Origin of the sequence: Chryseobacterium sp. MP_3.2 (genome assembly GCF_035984805.1) — a bacterium.
Lineage (GTDB): Bacteria > Bacteroidota > Bacteroidia > Flavobacteriales > Weeksellaceae > Kaistella.
The window spans coordinates 60,698-79,520 of the sequence record NZ_JAXCHW010000011.1 but is presented as its reverse complement, the minus strand read 5'-3'; the positions used below and the strand labels follow the sequence as shown (position 1 = coordinate 79,520).

Genomic DNA, 18,823 nt, shown 5'->3' with positions numbered 1-18,823 from the left:
AATTAGAAAGGATATCCAATAGCAATGTTCAAGATGAGATTATCTCTTCTGTATTCTCTATTGCCAAAGTCCATTTTATCAAAAGTCCAGCGGTCACCTTCTTCATAGTAAGGAATTCTAAGTGGTGTGGCTAAATCTAATCTCAGAATAAGAATAGAAAAATCTAATCGTAAACCAATTCCGGCGCCTACTGCTAATTCCTTCGCAAAATCTTTGCTGAATTTTCCGCCTGGCTTCTCTGGGTCTTCATTAACCAACCAAACATTTCCTGCATCAACAAAAGCTGCCACGTTCAAAAATTTATAAATATTTGCGCGATACTCGGCATTAAATTCCAACTTTAAATCTCCAGACTGATCGAAAAAGAAGGTCGCTTCTTGTTCTCTTGGGTCATAACTTCCTGGTCCCAAAGTTCTGGCTCTAAATGCACGGATGCTGTTGCTTCCGCCCACATAGAATTGTTTCACATATGGCATGTACACAGAATTTCCGTAAGGATAACCGATGCCCACAATCGCTCGGGTTGCAATGGAACTTTTTTCATTTATTTTTCTATAATATCTTAAGTCGTGCTCCATTTTAGCGTATTGACTAAATGGAATTCCGAAAAGGAGTTTTCCCTCGCCGGCTTTTCTGTCGGCACCACTCACTATTCCTGTAATCGTTCCGGCTAAATCTACACTTCCTTTGTAATAGTAGGTGTTTTTTTTCGGCAACATTGTATTGGTATAAGTATAACTGTAAGTTGGACCAAAAATTAATTGCTTGTCGATCACTCTTTGCAGAGAAGGATTTGGTTTAATGATGTTGAGGGGATCAGAATTATCTCCATCAATTTGCGTTTGATACTTTTCCGTTACATTTTGAGGTGCTACCAAAGTCATATCAAAAACTTTCAGATCATGTTCTTTTCGTTCATTTTCTTTCCAAACATAGCCAAAAGAGGTATTAAAATTATGCAAAGTATAAAGTTCTGTTCGGCTTAAATACTCGTATCCAATGTTGAAATTAGTTCGTGGCACATAGGCACTGGAGGAATTAAATCGGAAAGGCGCCACAATTCTCGGAATAGAAAGTTGCGCATTGGCTCCGAATCTAATGATGTTATTGGCATCTTTTGGACCACCAATTTGAACATCAAATGCGCCATAAATGGCACCTGTCAATTGCTCTGCTCCTTTAAAGAAATTTCGGTTTGTCCAGTTGAGGTTAACTTCTCCCCCCGTGTAATTGGCTGAATTGGTTTTAACCAAAGTTTCCAATCTCAATGACTGAAATGGTCGTGGCGTCAATAAATAATAGGCATCAAAGGTATGAGTGGTAGAATCTGAAACCACGAATTCATTTTTCACGAATTTAAAAACACCTAAACTGATTAATCTGTTCAAAGATAAGTTATGGTCTTTTCTATTGTATAAATCTCCGCGGTTAAAGTAAAGTGCGCGATCAAAAATTTTCGGTTTAAATTTATTTTTTGGGTCAATGATGTAGAGGTCATTAAAAACTTTTACAGAATCTGTTTTGTAGGGAATACCATATTTACCCAATTTTAAATCATCAATATTATAATCTGCGAAAACAATTGTTTTATCAATGGTAAATTGCTCTTTGGAAATTGCGGGAGTATTGTCTTTCAACTTCACAATCAATTCAACTTTCGGCTCCTTTTGAACGGTGCTGTCTGCTTGCACAATAATATTGTCTGGACTAAAGTAATAAAATCCACGGTTTTTTAAATGCTCGTCTATTCTTTCTCTTTCTGCTTTGATGACGTCTAAATCGAACGGATTCCCCGCTTTCAAAAATGATTTGTCCGTGATGGATTGTATTTCTGCATTGATTACTGTAGAATCTGCAGGAAATTTTACGTTGCTGATTAAATATCTTGCACCTGGAGTTAAAGTATAGAGTACGCTCGCTTTCTTATTTTTAGAGATCGTATCAGAGGTAGCTTTGGCGTTAAAGAAACCCTTGTTTTCGGAATAGTTAACGATAATTTCCTTGTTGAATTCCCGATCTACATCGCCCAGTAAAACTGGTGTTTCTCCCACTTTGTATTTCAGCCAGTAACCAAGTCCTTTTTGCTTCTTCGGTTCTTTCGTGATGTTGTAGATGTACAATTTTGGTCTCAATCCCAAAAAGGAGGAGTTCGGTTTTGGTCGTAATTGATCCTGCAACGCATCTTTTAAACTTGATTTTTCTTTTTTAGAAAGCGTATCGTTTTTGATGTTAATCTTCGCGCCTACGTAAAGCATTTCACCTTCTTGCAGAAATTTTGTGTTGCTACAAGATGAAATCATCAAAGCAAAAGCAAGTGCAGCTCCAATTTTATAGTATCTATTTTTCAAATTTGTCATTTTTTGGAAGACGTATTTTGTTTTTTGATTTCCTTGTTCTTTTTTGATCTGTCGAAGATTTCTTGGAATTTATTGTAATCCAGCGTAATGATAAATCCAAGTCCTGTTTCTATAATCTGCCCTTGCAAAGCAACCTGATAATCATTTTTACGGTAAGCTCGTAACATGTATCGTCCGTCCTTAGATAAACTGTAATCCAAAGTGATGTCTCCAGCAATATTGGTCATTTGCTCATTCGCACGGGCGTCTCCTTCTAAAGCGAAGTTATTCCCAACTGAAACTTTCAATCGATCATCAAATAACCTTTTAGTTAGACCTACATTCAAATCAGTCCGCTCATTTTTATCGCCAGAGGAATAATCTTCCGTCGATTCTAAATCGAAATTTAAGTCTACACCGCCAATTAAATCTTTCGCCAAATTATTGAGTTGTTCGGAAAGAATTCTACTCACACTTTGTTTGGCTACCGTAGATGCGGATAAACCAGTATCACTTTGGAAAGGGTTTTCCCCTATAAATCTGTTCAGGAGCAAAAGAGCGAAAACCTGCTTGTTCATTTCAGATTCTTCCCTTCTTAACTGATCCAGTTTGGCTTTTGTGTTGTCTAAAACACTTGCAGAAACGGAACTGTTATCTTCATCAGTCGTAATATCAAAAGTGATGACTGGTTTCATCAGTTCCCCTTTCATAATCAATAAAGTATTGAAAGGAATTCTTTGCTTGTATTGATTTAATTCGGAGCCTGTAACTCCTGTTAATTGCTGCTGCAATAGGTCAAGCGGTGCGGCGTCGGTTGTATAAATCGCGGTAATATCTAATTGCGCCGTTGTAGGTTCCCCTGTCCAAGTAATGGTGCTGCCTTTTTCTATCTCGAATTTTCTCTTCAATAAACTTACAGACATTTCATAACCTCCACTTTCAACTTGGTAAACACCAACCAACGTAGTTTTCCCGGAAGGATCTACACCGCCGGTTAATTGCGCCTCTCCTTGTAGTTCTACAAAATCACCATTCGCTTTATCAATAATCAAAGAGATTTTTGCTTCTTTAATCACCTCAATATTCACATTCACATCCATTCCTTTAATATCAGTTTGGTTCGTCAAGGAATCTGCTTTAATGGTTTGCTGCAGGGCTATATTATCTTGGTCAATAAATTCTACAATTCCCTCTCTATCCTTTAAAGAAGGGGAAGATTGGGGCAACACAAAGGTGAAATCTGTTTGCTCTGTCACCACTAAATTTCCGTCAACTTGCGGTAAATTTAAATCTCCACGAACTCTTAATTCCGCATCGACGGCTAAAATTCCATACAGCATTCGGTCATTATTCTTCTCGGAATCTACCACTTTAAAGTTTTCTGCATCAACATCTAAATTGAAAGCGAAGTCACTATACGTTTTCGTGAGTACCGACCCATCAATTACAATTGCATTTCCAGATTCATCTTTTATTTTAAAATCATCGAAATCGATTCCACGGTTTGTAAATTTAATTTCGTCATTGATGTTTTTGAATTTAGTTCCTAGCTGTACAATTCCTAAACCGACTTCATTAAACTTCACCGCGCCTAAAACTTTTGGTGCATTCGTATCGCCCCCAATTTTTAAATTTCCAGAGAGATAACCTTCTGCGTTTTCAATGGAATTCATAGAAAATCCTTGTACCGTTTTCATTTGAAGTTGGTTCATGTCCAAATTCATATTCAGTCCGCTGGATTTAATATTGTAAGTTCCACCTAATTTTACATCATTGTCAAAACCACTCAGTGCAATGTCTGCTCGGATAAGATCTGCAGACTGTGAATTTGCTTGTACGTCTAAATTTCCAACCGGACTGCCGTAAAAGAAGAGTTCTGTAATATCTAAATCCGACGTGAAAGTCATGTTATTTTGTAAATCCCGAAGTTGCGCCGTTCCATTTATATTTCCTTTCGCTAAAAGGGAATCTTTTTTTACAAGTTCCGTTAGGGTTTCAATTTTAAAATCTTTGATGGAAATATTGAGCGGGCTGTTTGGCGTATTGGTTTCAGATTGAAGCAGAATTTCGCTACCTGCGTTTGAGATTCCAAAGTTATTGGCAAAAATGCCACGGTTGCTCAGCTGAATGTAACTATCTGGAGTTACTTGCCAATCTGTATAGTTTAATTTTAAGCCATTTGGATTTAAGGAAATCTTGGTGAGATCTCCCATTTTTTTTGCGTTTCCAGCAATTAGAAATTTAATCTCGTCTTTTTCGTCTTTTGTAGAAGCTGTGTAAGTGACGAGGTTTTCTTTGATATCACCATTCACCTGAACTTTCATCAAGGCAATGCTTTCATTATTAAATTCGCCTAAATTTAAATCATAAACCAATGCATCATTTTGATTATTAACGGCGATGGTTCCGTTTCTTATGACATTTTCGCCATATGTCACTTGTGGAATTTGCCCATTAATCTCTAATTTTCTGGAGTCTGCATCGTAATTTCCGGTTAAAGTGATTGGTTCAAAATCTGTTAATTCAGGAACAAATTTCCGGAGTAATTTATCATCTTTCACCTTCGCGTCAAAAGTGAAGTATTGGTTTGCAGCAATTTTCACTGCTTTTGTTCCCGTTGGTTGAAATTGATAATATTGATTAACCGTTTGCTGCAATGAGCCAAAAATTTGCGTTAATTTATATTTTCCTCTTAAATTAATATCTGCAATCTGAGATTTCAATTCAATTTTATTGCTGTCTGATGTTGAAACCGCATTTAGATAAACATCTTGCAAAGGATAAACGTCTTTCGTGTCAGAAATTGCAAAGTTTCTTAGTTGCAAAGTTCCATTGGGCGCATCTGGATTCAAGCTGGAAAAGTCGCCGTCAATATCTCCGGCCAGAATCAGTTGCTCATCATAGAATCCTAATTTATTCAAATCTAATTTCTGGATCGTGCCGTTAACTTTGATGGAAGGATTTTTATCTACGAAATTTCCGGAAGCCACTAGTTTCAAATTCGCATTGGGATCTTTAGAGTCTAAATTCATGACATAAGAACCTCGATTCACTTTGCCATTCAGCGCCATGTTTCGATAAGTGTAACCATTGTAATAAGCAGAAGCGATATTACCTTTGATATCTGCAATGGCTCTTTCCGGTTCAAAGCTTTGCCCTTTCACGGAAACTTGTCCGGTGATAGAACCTAAATCTTTGTTCTGGATAATTTGACCAATCTGTAAATTCTTAAGATTTGCGACAACATCATAGCGTTCAGCTCCTTTTACCTTCATATTCACGGAGGCATTAATCCCAGCATTTCCTAAAGTTGAGGTCATTTTTAAATTTGTATTCACAATTTCCGTGGTGCCTTTTGCCGTTCCCGCTAATTTAAAAGTCGAAGGAAGGGAAATATTACTTGGAATGGTGTTTTTTGGTACGAGATTAAAAATCGTTTTCGCGGAAGAGGTTAATTCTCCTATTTTTAAATCGTAATACAAGTTTTTCGGATCCATCGCGTTTTTAATGGTTCCAGATGCATTGACCCTTAAATTATCCAACCCAGAAAGTTGTAGGGTTTGAATATTCAAATCGTTGATGGTTCCTTTTAATCTGGTGTTGATATTTAAAATTGCATTCGGGTATTTACTAAAAGGTGCGGTATTTCTTAATTCAGGTGCAAGCATCAATATATCGCTAAAACCGATTTTGGAATTTTCGATATTGGCGGAGATTTTTACTGCTCCGGGATTTGCAGAAAGTTGCTCTATGGAATTATAATTAAGAATTAATTCATCCCGAAGTAGCGTTTTTGGAGTTTTTAGATATAGATCTTTCAGGTACGCTTGCTTCTCCTCATAAATAAAATCCGTTTCAAGTCTCTGAATATCTAAACCGCGACTTTCTTTGATTTCTGCTGAGTTCACCGTACCTGCGAAAGTTCCCTCTTTCATTTTAAAATTCCGAACCTCCAAATTCATTTTGGAGAAATTTAAATGATTAAAGTCCATTCCGCTTCGGGTTCTAGCGATTGCGGCATTATTATAAACTACTTTTACATCATCAAAAACAAATTTATTGAGGAGTAAAGCGAGAGGTTTTTCAGTTTCAGCAGAATTCGCAGTTTGCGTTTTTGGATTTGCATTTGTGGCGGGTAAAAATAATTTCGCATTGATGTTCGCACCTCTTAAATAAACGTTCTCAATCCCGTAATTAGCGTTTTGTAAATCGATTTTGTTAATCTTGGTACTTAGTTCTTTAAAAATAACTTTTGCAAAAGTCTTCGTATTTTCATCCCCATAGTCAATATCAAAATTGGTCAGCATTATTTTATTTAAACCAATCTTCATGGGTTTTTGCTGGTTTAATGAATCAACTTTCTGTTCTACTTCATCCGCAACTTCTTCTAGAAAATCCTGTTTTAGCTTCAGCCTTAAACCATCCATGTTGATGTCATTTGCGGCATAGGAATTATTCTGCAAATCAAAGGTTTTCACCCGCGTGCTGAATGATTTAAAGTAGAGCGCGATATCATTTCGGGACTGCTGATCAATAAAAGAAACCTGAATATCTTTTAAATCGATTTTATCTAAGGAAATAATAAAGGGTTTTGAAGGGCTTTCTTCTTCATCCTTCGTGGCAAAGGCATTCATGATATAATCGAAATTGAAAGTACCGTCCTCATTCCGAACCACATTTGCTTTTACACCCTCTAAATTAACGGACGTAATATCTGCAGTGTTTTTCAGTAGTTTCGGGATGTTTAACCCCACGTCTAATTTGCGAGCGAAAAGTAGAGTGTCTACTTTTTGTCCTTTTAAATAAAGATTTTCCATAACCAAGCTGTTCGGAAAATCAATATAAACTCGATCTAGACTGACTTTAGTTTGAATCTTTTTTTCTAAGAAATTAACCAATTTACCTTTGGCTAAATTTTGCACGCCCGGAAGTTGTAAGCTTAAAACTAAGACAATAACAAAGAAAATCAAGCCTAGCAGGAAGATTCCAATATATTTTAAAACGTTCTTAAAGGTGCTCAATGGCTTATATTATGGGATGAAAAACTACCACAAAAATACATTTTTATTGATTATAGTATGTTTTTTTTATAAGTTTTGAGTTGTTTTTCAGTCATTCATCGCTAATAAATGATTCATAATTAATTTTTAAGGTGAGAAATGTTAACTTTACGTAAAGAAATCACCTTTGTAAAAAAAAATCATGAAAATTTTAATATTGAATGGACCTAATTTAAACCTTTTAGGAACAAGAGAACCCGATGTTTATGGCAATGTTTCTATGGAAGATTATCTAAAAGAATTAAAACAAAATTTTGCACACCATGAGTTACAGTATTTTCAATCTAATGTGGAAGGAGAAATAATTAATCGCTTACAAAAAAATAATTTCGAGGCTTTAATTATTAACCCAGGTGCATTTACCCATTATTCCTACGCCATCGCAGATTGCTTAAAAAACATTTCCGTTACTAAAGTTGAAGTTCATATTAGCAATATTTATAAGAGAGAAGAATTCCGCCAAAAATCTGTAACCGCCGTGAATGTAGACGGAATTATAAGTGGATTTGGGATGAAAGGTTATTCACTTGCCATTTTAAGTTTGGATTTAAATTAATTTTTAAAATCATGAGAAAGCTTTTCTACACCATATTCATCTTATTTTTTGGAATCTACTTAATTTACGGTCAAACCACGGAATCTCAGTATCAACCGAAAGAATATGTGGAAATAGAACACCCAGAATGGAGTAAGAATGCCACGATTTATGAGGTGAATATTCGCCAATATACGCCAGAAGGAACTTTTAAATCATTTGAAAGTCATTTACCTCGCTTGAAAAAAATGGGAGTAGATATTATCTGGCTTATGCCGATTCATCCGATCGGGGATAAAAATAGAAAAGGAAGTTTGGGGAGTTATTATTCCGTGAAAGATTTTAAAGGAATTAATCCGGAATTTGGAACGAGAAAAGATTTTCAGCATTTGGTGGATAGAATTCATGAAATGGGAATGTACATCATCATCGACTGGGTTGGGAATCACTCTGCCTGGGATAATCCATTAGCAATGCAACATCCAGATTGGTACACAAAAACCCGCGAGGGAAATTTTCAGCCAACACCGTGGTATGATTGGGACGATGTAATTGACTTTAATTATGATAATCCAGAGTTAAGGAAATACATGACGGATGCACTGAAATATTGGGTGAAAGAAACCAATATTGATGGGTACAGAGCAGATGTTGCCGGATTTATTCCGCTAGATTTTTGGGAAAACGCTAGAAAAGAATTGGATGAAATTAAACCTGTTTTTATGTTGGCGGAATGGGAAAGTCGGGATTTGTACAAGAAATCTTTCGATATGACCTATTCCTGGAGTTTATGGAATGAGCTTCGAGTGGCAACCAATCAGCAAAAATTATCGGGTTTGGTTGAATATCTTTCTCATGATGTGAATACGGTGCCGAGAAATGGATATCGCATGACCTTCACCGATAATCATGATAAAAATTCTTGGGAAGGAAATCCTTATTTAAATTTTGGTGCCGGCTTAAAAACGGCCATCGTGATGACAGGCGTTGTGAATGGAATGCCGCTTTGCTATAGTGGTCAGGAAGCGGGGCTAAACAGAAGTTTACAATTTTTTGAAAAAGATGTTATTGAATGGAAAGAGAGTGAAAACGCAGAAATATTTACAAAGCTTTTTCACCTGAAACATAAGAATGAAGCGCTTTGGAATGGGAAATATGGGGGAGAAATGATTCGTGTTGTAAATAATCATCAAGATCAAGTTATTTCATTTTACCGGGAAAAAAATAAGGATGCGGTGCTTCCAATTCTTAATTTTTCAGATAAAAGGGTATTGGTTACATTAGAAACAAAATACTACAAAGGAAAATACATAGAATTGTTCACGGGAAAAATATACAATATTGAAGACAAAACAATGCTTACTCTTTTACCTTGGTCCTACTTAGTTTTAACGAAGGAATGATTCTTGTTGAAGATTAAAATATAATTTTGAACATGAAAAAAATCCTTTTATTAGCAATTTTAATGACTGTTTTCTCCTGTAAAAAAGAGAGTGAAACCATTGAAGGAGCTGCGGCCAAAGACTCTACCAGAATGACAACTTTAGACAGTATTCAAATCCCAACCTTCGATAATGCTGAGCCAATAGTGGCTTTTTCTATTGTCCCTCAAGAAGTTTCCTCGGAAAAAGGCCGTGTTATTTTTACGCAAAAAGGACAAGTGATTTTTTACTTTGATCAAAACTCCAGTACGGGAAATATTAATATTGATGGTCAGAATTACATTTTAGACCAAACAGATTTTAATGAAAATAACTATAAGCTTTCTGGCCCTGATGTGAAGATTACTGCAACAGGAGGTGCGTTTTCAGACACCACTTCCGAATGTATTTCCGGAAATTTCCCTGATGTTAAAGTAACTTCTAAAGATAAAATTGTTAATTTGGTAAATATTGAAGTGAAAGATTGTCCTGCTAACTAGCTAGAAATCTTCATTTTCATTCCATTGGGAATCATCAAATGAGTGACTGTCTTGCGCCAGAAGTTCAGCTTCTCTTTCCAAATATTCCTTCATCGTAAATGTTACCGTACCATTGTTTTTTTCCGTGGCCAATCTGCGTGTTACCGCTTTGTCAATCAGCATAAATCGCTGACCAAGTCGTCTTGCAGCATAGGCCCGCATTCCATTGGCTGTTAATATGTCTACTGCCATATTCACTGCAGTTCCTAAAGTTTCTCGATAAATATTATCAACTCCATTGCTTATAAAATCATACGCGTCTAACCGATTTTTTGCACGAACAAATACTTTTAGCTGTGGAAATTTTTCTCTGGCATATTCTAAAACGAATTTATTTTTCTCGGGGCTATCCAGGCAAAGAATTAGTAAATCAGCGGTTTCTGCACCGGCTGAACGTAAAATTCCAGGTTTTGCAGCGTCTCCATAATATACTTTAAATCCGTTGGTCCTCAAGATATTCACGCGTTCTGGATCATTATCTAAAACCGTTGCCTGCACACCATTTACTCGCAATAATCTCCCCACGGTGCTCCCGAAATGTCCAAAACCGACAATAATAATTTTCTGTTGTTTTACCGGTTCAGTTATTTCATCATCATCATCATTTTTTACCTCTTGCCATCGTGGTTCAATAAATTTTTCATTAATAAGCAGTAGAATCGGTGTAATACACATTGTGATCGCAGTAATAGCCAACAGTTGCGCATTCAATACGGGATCTAATAAATAGAGATTTGTAGAATAATTAATTAATACGAAAGCAAATTCTCCGATCTGTGACAAGGCAAAAGCCAGCATAAAATTCTGATCCCACTTTAGTTTAAAGAATTTCCCTACTCCAAAAAGCACTGCAAATTTTACTGCTAAAACAACGAGAGTGGTAGTGAAAATGAACATCGGATCTTCCATGATGACGAAGAAGTTAATGCTTGCACCCACACTCACAAAGAAGACAGCGAGGAGCAATCCTTTAAATGGTTCAATCTGACTTTCGAGCTCGTGTCGAAATTCGCTCGTTGCCAACATAACACCGGCAATAAAAGCTCCCAAGGCGGGACTTAATCCTACGGCATCCATTAATTCTGAAACTCCAATGACTAAAAATAGGGAAGAAGCGGTGAGTAACTCATTCATCCCAGATCTAGAAACATATCTTAAAAACGGAACAAATAAATAACGGGCTATGACTACAAGTAGTCCGATTCCGAAAATAATGGAAAATGGTTGCAACCAATCTGGAAGATATTGAAGGAGTATCTGTTTCTCTTTATCCTCTGGCATTTTTGCGATAATAGGTAATAAGGCCAAAATTGGAATTACCGCCATATCTTGAAACAATAAGATGGAGAATGAGGACTCTCCAGCTTCTGTCCGGAAAATATTCTTTTCCTTTAAAGTCTGTAAAACGATTGCTGTTGAAGAAAGCGCAAAACACAGTGCAGCTACTAATGCTTGATCAATGCGCCATTCTGCATAATAGAAGATGGCAAATAAAATACCCACCGTGAGTACCATCTGGCTCATTCCCATGCCGAAAATTTTCTTTCTGATTTTCCAAAATTTCTTTGGTTCTATTTCTAAACCGATCAAAAATAACAGCATAATCACCCCGAATTCTGTGGTATGCATGATGTCTTCAGAGCCCCTACCTGTTAATTTTAAAACAAATGGACCAATGATAATTCCCCCTAAAATAAAGCCGATAACAGAGCTCAACCCCAGTTTTCGGACAAGCGGAACCATAATGATTGCTGCACCTAAAAAAATGAGCGCGGTCATCGCGAATGAATTCTCCATTATTTTAAGTTGAGGGTTTTTTTAATTTTTTCTGAATGGGTGTCTAAATCGAATTTCGTTAAATCATCGGAACAATGTATGGCAATGAATTCTTTTACATCAATTTGATTCACTTTTAGTGATAAGGTAAGTGATTTTAGCAATTCTTCTAAGGTGGAGCCGTACATTCCTTCTGCGGTGTAATGCTCTGCTTTACCACCAACGGTTACAATAATAACCGCGTCTTTATTTTGGAGAGGATGATTTTTTTCCATAGTCCAGGTCATATCAAAAACTTCGTCTATCCACAATTTCAGTAATGGTGGAATAGAAAACCAGATGAGGGGGAAATGAAAGACCAACCTTTCATAATCTCTGATTCTTTTTCTTTCTTTAAAAGCTTGAATGTGAAAATCTGGATATTCTTCATATAAATCTTTAAAAACTAAATTATCCACACCATCATACACTTTGATCAGTTCTACGTTAGAAGTAGAATATTCAAAGTAGGGATGAGCGAAAATAACGAGGGTTTTTTTCAAAAGAATTGATTTTTTTAAAAATACTGAAAAAAAATAAAAATTACCTTATTATTGAAAATAAATATTTACTATTTTTGAGAAATGAAGGTAGAGAAAGTACAGTCTCCAGCTCAAATAAAGGAATTTCTGGATTTTCCTGCGCGCTTGTTTGCACGCGATTCTCATTACATCAGACCACTTGATAAAGATATTGAGGCTGTATTTGATAGCGCTAAAAATAAATCCTTTCGATTTGGAGAATGTGAACGTTTTCTGTTTACAAATGAAAATAATGAAACGGTGGGAAAAATCGCAGTTTTCATCAATAAAAAATATAAACAAGATCAGCCAACCGGTGGAATTGGTTTTTTTGATTGTATCAATGATCAGGATGCTGCCGGGTTTATATTTGATTTCGCAAAGGATACTTTAGAAAAAAAGGGAATGAAAGCGATGGATGGACCCATCAATTTTGGAGAAAGAGATCGGTTTTGGGGTCTTTTGATCGAGGGTTTTACGGAACCGCTTTATTGCATGAATTACAATGCTCCTTATTATAAAGATCTTTTTGACCATTACGGATTTCAGATTTATTTTAATCAATTGTGCTACAGCAGGAAAATTCCTAGTAAGGTTGCGCAAACTTTCATGGATATGCATGCGCGGATTTCTTTGAACAAGAATATTTCGGCGAAAAGAATGAGGGTGAAAAATATGGAAAAGTTCGCCGCAGATTTCACAGAAGTTTATAACAAGGCATGGGCAAAACATGGGGAAGGTAAGCAACTCACCATTCCGCAGACAACGAAGATGTTCAATACTTTAAAGCCCGTAATCAATGAACATATTTCTTGGTTTGTCTATGAAAAAGAAACACCGATTGCTGTTTGGATGAATATTCCAGATCTTAATCAATGGTTTAAATATTTGGACGGAAAATTTGGACTTTGGCAAAAACTGAAGTTTCTATTTGTGAAAAAATTTAAGAAAAATAAAAAAATGGTTGGGCTTGTTTTTGGAATCGTTCCAGAATGGCAAAGAAAGGGAGTTGATGGCTATCTCATTTGGGAAGGCACCAAACATTTCAAAAAAGCAACTGATTTTGAAGATTACGAGATGCAGTGGGTAGGCGATTTTAATCCAAAAATGATGAGCATTGCAGAAAACCTAGAAACCGAAGTCACCCGAAAATTAGCAACCTATCGATTTTTATTTGATCGCACCAAGGAATTTGAACGCCACAAAAGTTTATAACTTTTGACGGTAATTTTTTTTAGTTAAATTTTACGTCACGAATATTGAGGTAATAGGTCACATTTCCTTTCCAGTGATTTTCTTCTGCAGTGAAGGCAAAATCAAATGATTTGGTTCGGAAGTCCTCGAAGTATTTTCCGAGTTTAAAGCCGATGCATTCAATGTTTTTCCCAGTAGATTCTTGCTTAATGAAAAATTTTACGTGACTGTTGTCTTTCCCCATAGTTTTCACCAAGCCCGTAATTTTTTGATTTTTTAAGACCAAAATAGGTTTCATATTATGCGGCCCGAAGGGCGCTAATTTTTTGTGGAAACTAAAGAAATCCCGGTCTAAATTATCAATAGTGATTTCTGCATCAATTTCAATACTGGGTTCTTTTTGGTGTTCTTTAATTTTGGCGGCAACTACTTTTTCAAATTTTTCTTTAAAGAGTTCAAACTTATCTTTCTCTAAAGATAATCCTGCTGCAGCGGGATGACCTCCAAACTTCAGAAAATAATCTGAACAGTTTTCTAAGGCATCGTGTACATCAAAATCTGAAACAGAACGCGCAGAAGCTACCATTTCTCCATTATTCCCATCTGCAAAAACTAAAGTGGGTTTATAATAGGTTTCCGTTAATCTACTGGCTACAATTCCAATTACTCCCTTATTCCACCCAGAACCGTAGACAACTGTAGAAAAATTATTGACCTGACCAGTTTCTTCTACCTGTAATAAAGCTTCAGTGGTGCTGCTCATATCCATTTCTCTGCGGGATTCATTGAGCGTAACAATGTCATTTACAATTTGGTGAGCTTGTTTTAAGTTATCGGAAACCATCAATTCTACGGCAGCTTTTCCCTGAGAAATTCTTCCGGCGGCATTGATTTTTGGAGCGATTTCAAATACAATATTGGATATTTCGAAAGTGGCGAGTTTATCTTCGGGAATAAGCATTCTTAAACCCAAATTTTTTGCTTTTCTTAAAATTTTTAAACCTTGCTTGGCAAAAAAACGATTTTCCCCCGTCATAGAAACGATGTCTGCTGCGATGGAAATTGCAAGCAAATCTGTAAGTTCAAAAAGTTCCGCTTCTGGAATTTTGTAGAGTGTGTTTAAGCCTTGGCATAATTTAAATCCAACGCCGCAACCAGAAAGTTCCTTAAAAGGATATCTGCAATCGATTCTTTTTGGATCTAGAACCGCTACTGCTTCAGGAATTTTTTCACCTGGTAAATGGTGGTCACAAATGATAAAATCAACATCCAAGCTTTTAGCATAATCAATTTTATCCAAAGCTTTAATTCCGCAATCTAATGCAATAATCAAAGAAAAGCCATTCTTTTTGGCAAAGTCAATACCTTCAATAGAAATTCCATAGCCTTCAATATTTCGATCTGGAATGTAATAATCCAAATATTTTTTATCAACGATCTTACTTAGATAAAGATACATTACCGCAACGGCAGTAGTGCCATCCACATCATAATCACCGTAAACCAATATTTTTTCACCGTTTTCAATGGCTGTTGCTACACGGTCTACCGCAAGTTGCATATCCTTCATAAGAAAAGGATTATGAACATCGCCAATGTTTGGTTTAAAGAATTCTCTCGCTTTTTGATAATTATCAATTCCACGCAACACCAATATTTTAGATTCGAAAGTGCCACAACCAATGGAAGTACTCAGACTATCAACAACATCTTCATTCGGTTCTTCTTTATATATCCATTTTTGAATCATCATACACAAAAGTAACGATTTTTTTTATCAAGTTTTCTTTGGCTTTATAATTTATCTCGTCGAAAGTTTTACTCAATTTCATTAAAGAAGGCTTAATAATTTAGCTCGCAAGTATATTATAAAAGTAAAAAATGACTTATATGAAGCTATTTACAGACATTTAATAATTCTCTAAGATAAAGTGAAAATTAGTACTTAAAATATAAAATAAAAGTTAGTTTATAGAATTAAACAAAATTTATTGACCACATAATCAACAACTTGGCATTTTGTTTGTTAATGTCTAAATCTAAATGCATCTATCATTCGTAGATGATATTAACAAACAAATAAAAAATTTTATTATGGAAAAACAGATCCAAGTATCAAACAAAGGAGCGACTTTGGATACCAACAGAAGAAATTTTCTAAAATTAGGTGGGGTAGGACTCGTTGTAGCAGGGCTAACTTTAGCAGGTTGTAGAGATGACAATTATCAATATGTGGAACCAGATTCCATCTTTGATTTGGGAAAGGGTGATGTAGGAATATTAAATTATGCTTATGCCTTGGAGCAATTAGAAGCAGATTTTTATACAAAGGTTGTTAACGGTTTCTATACTGGTATATCTGATGCCGAGAAACAAGTTTTCACGGACATTTATAATCACGAAGTAATCCACAGAGATTTTTTCAAAGCAGCTTTATTAGCAGCAGGAGCAACTCCAACACCTAAATTAGAATTTAAATATGACGGGGTTGATTTTAAAAGCAGAACTTCAATCTTAGCCACAGCTAAAGCATTAGAGGATACTGGTGTTGCCGCCTATAACGGAGCAGGTAAATATATTACGAATTTAGATTATTTAGTTATTGCAGGTAAAATTGTAAGTGTAGAAGCGAGACATGCATCTGCAATCCGAGATCTAATTAACCCAGGTTCTGGAGATTTTGCTGGAGATGATGTGGTTGCAGCAAATGGATTAGATGTTGCAAAAGAGCCGAAAGAAATTGTGGCTGCAGCAGGTGCATTTTTCAAAACACCATTTACTTGGAAAGAACAAGGGATCGGATAACCATTAATTTTAAATTTACTTATTATGAACTTACTTACAATACTAGATAAACTGTCGGATGATAAATTTTTCACCACAGAAACCTCAAGATTAGGATCTTTAACTAGCATTTCTAATTTTGGAAAAAAAGCTGCAGTAGCTGTTCTTCCACTTGGATTGGGAGCTATGATGACTACTAATGCTAAAGCAGAAACATTAGCAGCACCAAGCTTCGCACCTGCTTCTGCACTAACAGATGCATTGCAATTAGCATTGGTACTGGAATATTTGGAAGATGAATACTACAGATTAGGCTTAGAAAAATCTGGTCTTATACCAGCAAATGATCGTGTAGTTTTTAACCAAATCAGCAAACATGAAACCGCACACGTTGTGTTCCTAAAAGCTGCTTTGACTTCTTTAGGAGAAGCTCCTAAAGCAAAACCAACATTTGATTTTACAGCGGGTGGAAACTTCCAACCTTTTACTGATTACCAGCAATTTATGATTCTTGCACAAGCTTTCGAAGATACTGGTGTTAGAGCTTACAAAGGACAAGCTGGAAATGTTGCTTCTAATAAAGCAGTTTTACAAGCAGCGTTACAGATTCACTCTGTTGAAGCAAGACATGCTTCCAAGGTTCGTAGAATGCGTGCCAATAAAGGTTGGATTGAATTGAAAAACGGCGGAAATATGCCTGCAGCTACAGATGCAGTATATGCTGGCGAAGAATTAACGGTTCAAGCAGGATACAATACCGCTGCCTTATTTGGAGCGGCTGCTGGATCAGCATCTTTTGATGAGACTATCACTGGAGCTCAAGCAACCGCGATTGCATCTTTATTTATCGCGTAATTTTCCCTTATATTAGTTTTTTTGTCCTCTCGGAATTTTATTCTGAGGGGATTTTTTTTAAGAAAAAAACCGTTCAAAATGAACGGTTTATATAAATAAGGACAAATTGAAATTATGAATACATCTGTTCTTGTAGTTCTTTAATTTTTTTGTCTGCCAAATATTCATCATAAGTCATTTGGCGGTCAATAATTCCTTTAGGAGTCAATTCTATTACCCGGTTACAAACCGTTTCCAGCATTTCGTGGTCATGAGAAGACAATAGTATCGTTCCCTTGAAATTATTTAGGGAATTGTTTAAAGTAGTAATACTCTCCAAATCTAAGTGATTTGTTGGCTCATCCATTAAAAGTACGTTGGCTCTCTGCAACATCATTCTGCTGAACATGCAGCGCATTTTTTCACCTCCAGAAAGTACGGTACAAGATTTTAAAGCTTCATCACCAGAGAATAGCATTTTTCCTAAAAAGCCGCGCATATATTCCTCGTGGCGTTCTTCATCATTTTTTGTGAATTGACGTAACCAGTCTACTAAATTGATATTTTCTTGGAAAAAATTATTGTTATCTACGGGCATATAAGATTGGTTGGTTGTAATTCCCCAGTTAAATTCTCCTTTGTCCGCTTTCGTGTTACCAGACAGAACTTCAAAAAATTCTGTGATGGCTAAACTGTTTTTAGAAAGCACCGCCACTTTATCTCCTTTTTTCAGGTTGAGATCAATGTTCGAAAACAATAACTCACCATCCTTTGTTTTTTCTAAATTTTTAACTTCCAAGATTTGGTCTCCTGCATCACGCTCTGTTTCGAATATTATTGCGGGGTATCTTCTGGAACTTGGTTTAATATCGTCGATGTTCAGTTTGTCGATCATCTTTTTACGCGCAGTGGCCTGTTTTGCTTTTGCTACGTTAGAAGAGAATCGTGCGATGAAATCCTGAAGTTCCTTCTTTTTTTCTTCTGCCTTTTTATTAGCTTGAGATCTTTGTCTTGTGGCCAATTGGGAGGCTTGATACCAGAAAGAGTAATTACCAGAATATAAATTTAGTTTGGAGTAATCTAAATCGGCTATGTTCGTACAAACGGTATCTAAGAAGTGTCTATCATGAGAAACAACAATAACGGTGTTTTCATAATCAGCCAAGAAATCTTCTAACCAAGCAATGGTTTGAATGTCTAAATCATTGGTAGGTTCATCTAAAATAAGAACATCTGGATTACCAAAGAGTGCTTGAGCTAAAAGAACTTTTACTTTGTTCTGGTTTTCAAGTTCACCCATAATTTGATAATGCATATTCTCTTTGATTCCTACATTAGAGAGCATTGTCATTGCATCAGATTCGGAATTCCATCCGCCCATTTCATCATAAATTACGCCGAGCTCTCCTGCTTTTATTCCATCTTCATCAGAAAAGTCTTCTTTTGCATAGAGTGCATCCATCTGCTCTTTTATTTCGTAGAGTTTTTGATTGCCTTTTAATATGGTTTCTAAGACTGTAAATTCGTCGTACGCGAAGTGATCTTGTTCTAGAACGGACATTCTTTTTCCTGGCTCCAATGATACTGATCCGCTGGTTGGATCTTGTTTACCAGTAAGTATTTTAAGAAATGTGGATTTACCAGCACCGTTGGCTCCGATAATTCCGTAGCAGTTTCCTTTGGAAAACATGATGTTTACCTCGTCAAATAGTATTCTTTTCCCGAATTGTAATGATAAATTAGATACTGTTAACATATAGTTTTGTAAATTTGGTGCAAAATTA

Annotated in this window: 12 protein-coding genes; 6 read left to right on the top strand and 6 right to left on the bottom strand. The window is 36.0% G+C overall.

Going from position 1 to position 18,823, the window contains the following annotated elements:
* Positions 1-2: 2 nt before the first annotated feature.
* Both tamL and RCH13_RS12265 read right to left on the bottom strand, forming a co-directional pair.
* Entirely contained in the window at positions 3-2,357 is a 2,355-nt protein-coding gene (gene tamL / locus RCH13_RS12270) for a translocation and assembly module lipoprotein TamL (protein WP_326987537.1), read from the bottom strand.
* On the bottom strand, positions 2,354-7,327 hold the full coding sequence (locus RCH13_RS12265) for a translocation/assembly module TamB domain-containing protein (protein WP_442784632.1): 4,974 nt from the start codon (positions 7,325-7,327) through the stop codon (positions 2,354-2,356). The genes tamL and RCH13_RS12265 overlap by 4 nt, the downstream gene beginning before the upstream one ends.
* 211 nt (positions 7,328-7,538) lie before the next feature.
* Between RCH13_RS12265 and RCH13_RS12260 the strand changes: the two genes are divergently transcribed.
* Genes RCH13_RS12260 through RCH13_RS12250 form a run of 3 tightly spaced genes read left to right on the top strand, consistent with a single transcriptional unit; the run spans position 7,539 to position 9,852 of the window.
* A complete protein-coding gene (locus RCH13_RS12260; RefSeq protein WP_326987535.1) occupies positions 7,539-7,952 on the top strand; it encodes a type II 3-dehydroquinate dehydratase in 414 nt (137 codons plus the stop codon).
* A gap of 11 nt (positions 7,953-7,963) precedes the next feature.
* Positions 7,964-9,334 (top strand): alpha-amylase family glycosyl hydrolase, encoded by a 1,371-nt coding sequence (locus tag RCH13_RS12255; RefSeq protein ID WP_326987534.1) that lies wholly within the window; start codon positions 7,964-7,966, stop codon positions 9,332-9,334.
* 32 nt (positions 9,335-9,366) lie between these two features.
* Positions 9,367-9,852, top strand: coding sequence for a hypothetical protein (locus RCH13_RS12250; protein ID WP_326987533.1), 486 nt, complete (start codon positions 9,367-9,369; stop codon positions 9,850-9,852).
* Here RCH13_RS12250 and RCH13_RS12245 read toward each other — a convergent pair whose 3' ends face one another.
* Both RCH13_RS12245 and RCH13_RS12240 read right to left on the bottom strand, forming a co-directional pair.
* Positions 9,853-11,688: a monovalent cation:proton antiporter-2 (CPA2) family protein gene (locus RCH13_RS12245; RefSeq protein ID WP_326987532.1), complete on the bottom strand. Its 1,836-nt coding sequence runs from the start codon at positions 11,686-11,688 to the stop codon at positions 9,853-9,855.
* The gene (locus tag RCH13_RS12240; protein ID WP_326987531.1) at positions 11,688-12,209 is read right to left on the bottom strand and encodes an NAD(P)H-dependent oxidoreductase; all 522 of its coding nucleotides are present in this window, start codon (positions 12,207-12,209) and stop codon (positions 11,688-11,690) included. The genes RCH13_RS12245 and RCH13_RS12240 overlap by 1 nt, the downstream gene beginning before the upstream one ends.
* An 81-nt stretch (positions 12,210-12,290) precedes the next feature.
* Here RCH13_RS12240 and RCH13_RS12235 point away from each other — a divergent pair, with 81 nt between their 5' ends.
* Entirely contained in the window at positions 12,291-13,442 is a 1,152-nt protein-coding gene (locus RCH13_RS12235; RefSeq protein WP_326987530.1) for a hypothetical protein, read from the top strand.
* Positions 13,443-13,461: 19 nt separating this feature from the next.
* Here the strand turns inward: RCH13_RS12235 and recJ are convergent, their stop codons facing one another.
* Positions 13,462-15,171, bottom strand: coding sequence for a single-stranded-DNA-specific exonuclease RecJ (gene recJ / locus RCH13_RS12230; protein ID WP_326987554.1), 1,710 nt, complete (start codon positions 15,169-15,171; stop codon positions 13,462-13,464).
* Between the two features lie 344 nt (positions 15,172-15,515).
* Between recJ and RCH13_RS12225 the strand changes: the two genes are divergently transcribed.
* A complete protein-coding gene (locus tag RCH13_RS12225; RefSeq protein WP_326987529.1) occupies positions 15,516-16,226 on the top strand; it encodes a ferritin-like domain-containing protein in 711 nt (236 codons plus the stop codon).
* Positions 16,227-16,250: 24 nt separating this feature from the next.
* Entirely contained in the window at positions 16,251-17,060 is an 810-nt protein-coding gene (locus tag RCH13_RS12220; RefSeq protein WP_326987528.1) for a ferritin-like domain-containing protein, read from the top strand.
* Between the two features lie 112 nt (positions 17,061-17,172).
* Here RCH13_RS12220 and RCH13_RS12215 read toward each other — a convergent pair whose 3' ends face one another.
* On the bottom strand, positions 17,173-18,795 hold the full coding sequence (locus RCH13_RS12215) for an ABC-F family ATP-binding cassette domain-containing protein (protein WP_326987527.1): 1,623 nt from the start codon (positions 18,793-18,795) through the stop codon (positions 17,173-17,175).
* Between the last annotated feature and the right edge of the window lie 28 nt (positions 18,796-18,823).

Coding starts and splice junctions, on each gene's coding strand:
- tamL (WP_326987537.1), bottom strand. CDS start 2,357: ATGACAAATTTGAAAAATAGATACTATAAAATTGGAGCTGCACTTGCT.
- RCH13_RS12255 (WP_326987534.1), top strand. CDS start 7,964: ATGAGAAAGCTTTTCTACACCATATTCATCTTATTTTTTGGAATCTAC.
- RCH13_RS12250 (WP_326987533.1), top strand. CDS start 9,367: ATGAAAAAAATCCTTTTATTAGCAATTTTAATGACTGTTTTCTCCTGT.
- RCH13_RS12245 (WP_326987532.1), bottom strand. CDS start 11,688: ATGGAGAATTCATTCGCGATGACCGCGCTCATTTTTTTAGGTGCAGCA.
- RCH13_RS12260 (WP_326987535.1), top strand. CDS start 7,539: ATGAAAATTTTAATATTGAATGGACCTAATTTAAACCTTTTAGGAACA.
- RCH13_RS12220 (WP_326987528.1), top strand. CDS start 16,251: ATGAACTTACTTACAATACTAGATAAACTGTCGGATGATAAATTTTTC.
- recJ (WP_326987554.1), bottom strand. CDS start 15,171: ATGATTCAAAAATGGATATATAAAGAAGAACCGAATGAAGATGTTGTT.
- RCH13_RS12225 (WP_326987529.1), top strand. CDS start 15,516: ATGGAAAAACAGATCCAAGTATCAAACAAAGGAGCGACTTTGGATACC.
- RCH13_RS12235 (WP_326987530.1), top strand. CDS start 12,291: ATGAAGGTAGAGAAAGTACAGTCTCCAGCTCAAATAAAGGAATTTCTG.
- RCH13_RS12215 (WP_326987527.1), bottom strand. CDS start 18,795: ATGTTAACAGTATCTAATTTATCATTACAATTCGGGAAAAGAATACTA.